Source organism: Micromonospora phaseoli (assembly GCF_900109115.1).
Taxonomy (GTDB): domain Bacteria; phylum Actinomycetota; class Actinomycetes; order Mycobacteriales; family Micromonosporaceae; genus Micromonospora; species Micromonospora phaseoli.
Window position 1 is genome coordinate 1 of sequence record NZ_FNYV01000005.1, and the last position, 5,264, is coordinate 5,264.

5 protein-coding genes are annotated in these 5,264 nt (G+C 67.7%); 4 read left to right on the forward strand and 1 reads right to left on the reverse strand.

Features of this window, described 5'->3' with window-relative positions; translation table 11 throughout:
• Positions 1–341 (forward strand): transposase (locus BMY89_RS14210; protein ID WP_139217941.1); only part of this gene is annotated, 341 nt, incomplete at its 5' end.
• Here BMY89_RS14210 and BMY89_RS14215 read toward each other — a convergent pair.
• Positions 336–989: a hypothetical protein gene (locus BMY89_RS14215; RefSeq protein ID WP_139217942.1), complete on the reverse strand. Its 654-nt coding sequence runs from the start codon at positions 987–989 to the stop codon at positions 336–338. The two genes, BMY89_RS14210 and BMY89_RS14215, sit on opposite strands and share 6 nt — an antisense overlap.
• A 132-nt stretch (positions 990–1,121) precedes the next feature.
• On the opposite strand from BMY89_RS14215, the gene BMY89_RS14220 reads away from it, so the two are divergent.
• The 3 genes from BMY89_RS14220 to BMY89_RS30375 form a co-directional block, all read left to right on the forward strand.
• Positions 1,122–1,310, forward strand: coding sequence for a hypothetical protein (locus BMY89_RS14220; RefSeq protein WP_092380436.1), 189 nt, complete (start codon positions 1,122–1,124; stop codon positions 1,308–1,310).
• A gap of 862 nt (positions 1,311–2,172) precedes the next feature.
• Positions 2,173–4,194: a hypothetical protein gene (locus BMY89_RS14230; RefSeq protein WP_139217943.1), complete on the forward strand. Its 2,022-nt coding sequence runs from the start codon at positions 2,173–2,175 to the stop codon at positions 4,192–4,194.
• A gap of 249 nt (positions 4,195–4,443) precedes the next feature.
• On the forward strand, positions 4,444–5,264 hold an 821-nt coding region (locus BMY89_RS30375), incomplete at its 3' end, for a tetratricopeptide repeat protein (protein ID WP_175510375.1).

Consider the following 5,264-nt stretch of genomic DNA (forward strand, 5'->3'; position numbering starts at 1 on the left):
GCCCAGGAAGAGGCCGACCCAGGACCCGACCAGATCGGGTCCTGGGCGACAAGGCCTACAGCTCCGCGGCCAACCGCGCCTGGCTACGCGCGAAGGGCATCAAGGCCACCATCCCGATCAAAGCCGACCAGGTCCGAAACCGGGCAGCCCGAGGTTCACGCGGCGGCCGACCACCCGCCTTCAACCCGCACACCTACAAGCAACGCCACGCCGTCGAGTGCGGCATCAACCAACTCAAACAACACCGCGCCCTGGCCACCCGCTACGACAAACTCGCCGTCCGCTACGAAGCCACCATCATCATCGCCACCATCGACACCTGGCTACGCAGCCACTTATGAAACACGCCCTAGCACCCGGACGCGACCGCCCGACTTGAGGATCCGGCCGATCTCCGCCGAGTAGGCGACCGCCATCCGGTTGTGACCAAAGCCGCACATGTCGACGGCATGCGCCGCCTCCCATGACGCCGCAAAACGCGGGCTGTTGCGGACGTAGTCCTCGGCGAAGAACGTCAGGGCGCTCACCGAATTGCCGCGGGAGCCTCCAACGTCCTTGCCGTCTGCGGCGGAGAATGGTTCGAGCTCGGCGGCCGGGCGGGTGCGCATCAGCAGCTGCAGGAGAGCGAGGTCCGCGCGATGGCGGACGTTGCGCGAGCTGCCGATCCACTCATGGTCGATCGTGAAGTTCTCGGCGCGTTCCAGCCAGTTGAAGTTGCCAAAGGCGCGATCGATGTTGAAACACAGCCGTAGCAGTTCCCGCTCGTGCGGGGGTGACTTGTCGATGAGCTGCCTGAGGTTGTCCAGGCCGCGTCGGAGTTCGCTCTCTGTGTCTCTCTCAATACGCAGCATCCGCCGTTTGATGTAGTCGGATAGATAGGAGAGGTCATCGGGGCCAGTGATGCCCCTACCTCTGCGCAGGCGTTGAAGACTATCGAAGTCATCCCCGAGGCCCTGCGCCTTGGCCAGCACAGCCACATTGACCCTCATTCGGCCACGATACGGCAGTTCGCTCGTGTCCAGTGGTGTCCAGCGGGCGCCACGGAACCGCCATGACGGGCTGTTGCCGCGTCCGGTGGCTCGGGCAGGGTTTAGCTAACAACAACCGATGGGAGGTCTGTCATGACGCCATCTCCCGGCCCGCTGATGACCGTCCGCACCGCCCTCATCCTGCTCCTGACGCTCATCACCGGTCTGCTCGCTGGCGGCATGTCCTACCTCGTGGACCACTCGGTCCCGTCGGCGGTGCTCGTAGGTGGCGGCGCCGCCGGCAGCGCCCTCCTGCTGTTCCACTCCGTCATCGAACCGTGAGCCATCGAGGGTGTCAGGGCTGAGAGGTCTCCGCCCCGTGAGTGGCTGAGCCGTCGGGAGCAGCTCTAGCGGAGCGGGACCTGCCGCCGAAGGCGGCGCACGAGATGCCGACGCAGGTCCTCGATTCTGTGCACGGTGGAAACGTCAGCGTCAGGGGCCGGGTCAGCGGGCGCGTCCATCGGCTCGTGCTCGACCACGATGATGGCCACACCACAGCAGCCCGGCTCTCCGGTGGCGCGTTCGGTCTGATGACGAGCGGCGCTCGCCTCAGGGTCGGCAGCGATCCTGATCTGGTCAGCTACGACGTCTGCGGGGCAGAGATGGACGGGCGTCCGTTGTTCCAGGCCGAAGACGAACTGGAGCACTGCTATGCGGGCCCGGACCCCGCCGTAGCTCGATCACTAGGTCACCGGTGTTTCGGCCGCGGTGAACCAGATGCCAGCCCTTGGGCACGTGCCCGCCAGACCGCAAAGCATGGATCAGCCGAGGCCAGGCCGCCCTCACCTCTTCCGGCGGATCCAGAACCTGCACAGTCCCTTTCGCCTCCTCGAGCAGGTCCAACAACCCCCGCACCGAGGCAGGCGGCATCGTGGAGCCGGGCAGGGCATCCATGGCGCCATGCTTCCACACCTGCGCGTAACGGCAAGAAGGCTGGCCGAGTGCCCGCGAAGACCTCTGGTCGCCGTTGGCAGGCCGAGAGGAAGCGGGCCGCACCCGTCACGCCACGGCAACCACGAACCCCCGCTATGCGATTGACGTCGGCGACTAGCCGGACGGCGGACGCATTCGCATGGCGATTGCGGGAAGCTGCGTGCAGCCCGTAGCCTCCCGCTCACCCGACACGTCACTGGTAGGTGATCCGATGGATGGTGCCGTGCTGGCGGCTCCGGACGAAAGGACCGCTCGTGCTGTTCGTGCGGCCTTGCGATCGATCGATCCAGGATCCTGGCGCGCTCTGACGCCTCGTGCTTGGGCGACGGAACCCATTCCGGTGACGACCGTCCAATGGCAGGCTGTCATCGAGGACTCCGCACTGATCGAACACGTCCGGCAGGCTGGTCGCGCGACGGTCGACGTCCGCGCCGCCGCTAGCGGGGATACCCGTGCGGTTGGCCGCAGTCTGCCGCCCGCCGCTGCCAAACTGATCGATTCCGTCCGCACGGTTCGTCGCGCCGCCGCCGATGTCCTATGGTTCGAGCCGCCTGATCCAGGACCCCACGCCGCGATCGCAAAGGCCATCGAGGCCGCCTGTGACGGCACGGTCTACCTGCTCGACAGCCTGGCGGCTGGACATGGAGCCGGTGATCGCGACGGCGGATCGGCGCTCGCTGACGCGGAGGACGGTCTCGTCGCGGCGCTGCAGGCCGCTGCGGGCGACGAGGATCCGATCGCCAGGGTGTACGGAGTCTCGGCCAGCGAGATCGGTGGTACGACACTCAGGATCGGCACGGGGCTTCGGGCCGCGTTCCACGACCGTCAAGACCAGCTCGGCCGGATCACGATGCAGCTGCTCGGGTTCGCCCGCCGAGACCGGGGGATCATTGAGGAACTGGACGGCGGTCTTCATCCTTTCGCCCTCGCCACGGATGGCCATCCCCTCGTTGCCCACCGCGCCGCCCGGTCCGCCTGCGATCTGATCCACCACTGTGCGGCGGCAGACGTCGCAGCCACCGCCGCCGCGATCGTTGAGATGCTTGACCGTGACAAGGTCGCCTACTCGACTCACCTGGGGGTCATGGACGCCCAGCGTGCCGTCATGGCCGCGACGGACGCCGACCTCTTCGCGCGGGCTGTCGGCGAGCTGTACCGAGCTGTAAGCGAAGGCCCGCTCCGCGTGGCGGCCGTCGGCGTCCTGCGACTCCTGGGCGAGGCGACACCGGCCTCCGCCGGCCTGAACGAGATCAGGAGCCGACTACTCGCCCGTCAGGATGAGACACCGCTGTGCCTCATGATCGCCGAGATGATCGTGCCGTTGTGGCGCAACGCCCGAGCCCACGAGGACCTGTACTGGGACCCTGAGAACGAGACCGCCGTGTTCGGCGACCAAGCCGTCGACCTCGACGACGTGTACAGGACCGCCGAACGCGCCTGGGCTGCGGCTCGGGGCTACCAGGCCGGTGTGGCGTTGGCCCGCGGGTGTCTACCGGAGCTGGGCCGCGCGATCGACCGGACCGCACCACCCCGCGCGGCGATCGTCAGAAACATCCGTCTGGCGAAGCTGTTCAACGCCACCGGGCTCGTCATCGACTCGATCGACCGCGGCCCGGCCCACGCCACGATCACCCTCGACTCCCGCAGCGCCAAACGGCTCTCGCGGATCGGACTCGCTCTGGTCGAGGCCGCCGCCACCGAGCCGACCATCGAACGATGGTCCGTGGTCCTGGGCGACGACCTGCCAACCTTCACGATCCTGGCTGCCACAGCACGCCTGGCCGCCACCCTCTACGGACCGGGACCCGACAGCGACCGAACGTTCCTGTACCCGACAACGTTTGCCCCGCTCCTCGCGGACGCGCTCGTGCAGAACGGGGCGGCCCCACAGGACGCGGCCAACCATGCCTGGGACGTCCCGCTTCGCGACACCATCACGTCTACCGGTCAGGTCGTTCGCCAGAGCCGCCCGCCCCGTTCCAGTTACCTCCGTGGCCTACGACATGCGGTACGCCGCACCAACGACGCCGTCCATGCTGTCGCCCACCGACTGGACCTGCCCGCCCCGACGGATCTCGACCTCACCCGGATGTGCACGATCATTAGGAGGCTCGAGCAATCCCTAGACCGCCCTGGGCTCAGGACCGCGCTGAGCCGAGAACACGGTCGCCTGCAGGCGGCACTCGGACCGCCTCCGACACCCGCCCACCCGTGGGCCCAGTTGGCAGCCTGATCAGTCCCAACACGGCGAGCATCATCGCCGTAGGCGCATACGGCGCAGCCGAGGCGCTGGATGGATGGTCCTGTCGCATCTCAGTTTGCGGTTGTTCGATCGTGACCCGGTGTGTCAGGGTGCATGGCTACGGGTGATGCTGCGGCGATCGCGGTTCCCCCGAGCCGCCTCGACGTTCTTGGGTGGATGCGTTACGGAGTAGAGCTGTTCGTAGATTGCAGAGCCGAGGCAGGGAGGGCGCTAGGCCTGATGAACGATGCAGGGCTGGCGGGACCGGAGTCGCTGGATCGAGGCCACCCCGCCGTCATCTTCACCCGAGCCGTGGAGGTGCACCGGCTGGCGGTGGCCGGTCGGGAGCCGGTCATCGCCCGGAACGTCGGGGATCTTGTGGCACGGGTATGGCTGCGGATGTCCCGGTTCGCGGATGCCGCGGCGCTGGCCAGCGCGACTCTGACCCTGGGCCCGGATGCCGGGGCGTTCTACCACCGCGGCTGGGCCCGGTCCGCCACTGGGCAGCCTCAGCTCGCGCTGGCCGACTACGAACAGGCACTGAGCCTGTATCGCAACGTGGGCGACCGCGCCAATGAAGCCGCCGCTCTCAGCAATATCGGCCTGGTGTATGCCGGGCTTGGAGATCGGCAGCAGGCCGCGACCTACTTCGAGCAGGCCCTGCCAATCACGCGGGAGGTCGGCAACCGCGCCGGCGAAGCCAGTACCCTCAACAACATCGGCCTTGTCTACGACGGGCTCGGGGACTGGCAGCAGGCCCTGGCCTACTTCCAGCAGGCCAGGCCGATCCAGCGGGAGGTCGGCGATCGCGCCGATGAAGCCGCCGCTCTCAGCAATATCGGCGCCGTGTACGCCAGGCTTGGGGACCGGCAGCAGGCCTTGGCCTACTACCAGCAGGCTCTGCCCATCACGCGGGAGGTCGGCAACCGCGCTGGCGAAGCCATTATCCTCAGCAGCATCGGCCTCGTGTACGTCGGGCTCGGGGATCGGCAGCACGCCGTGACCTACTTCGAGCAGGCGCTGCCCATTCGGCGGGAGGTCGGCGATCGCGCTGGCGAAGC